1 protein-coding gene is annotated in these 432 nt (G+C 41.0%); it reads right to left on the minus strand.

Features of this window, described 5'->3' with window-relative positions; genetic code table 11:
• The coding region (locus tag CSV68_RS17245) for a hypothetical protein (protein ID WP_099662671.1) at positions 1-432 on the minus strand (432 nt) is incomplete at both ends.

Raw genomic sequence — 432 nt, forward strand, 5'->3', positions numbered from 1 at the left:
CACCGATTTCTCCCATATGATCTTCAGTTAATTTCGGTTTGAAATGAATGTGGATCCGATTCATGAACCCTTGCTCTGTTTGCTCATGACGGAAGCTGAGTGTTTGCGTGTAACTAATATCGTTTTCCCATACAGCACGAAGGATACTCGCGATTTCTTCACATTCGCTATCTACATCTTGAATGAAAGTGCGAACGAGTAATGTGAGCGTACAGCCCGGCTCTGCATTTTCAACTTCCAGTATTTCATTCGCCAACTCCTTAAGTGATGAATTCAGCGTAAGATCCACGATGACTGACGGATAGCCAACTTTTGCAAAACGAATTGTAAATTCCCTTGCCATAACCGCTAAATCCAATTGATCTTTACGATTTAAGATATGGACTGCTTGTTCCAAGTTATCCAAATCATACACATGGTTCTCAAATGCAA

Origin of the sequence: Sporosarcina sp. P29, assembly GCF_002743265.1 — a bacterium.
Lineage (GTDB): Bacteria > Bacillota > Bacilli > Bacillales_A > Planococcaceae > Sporosarcina.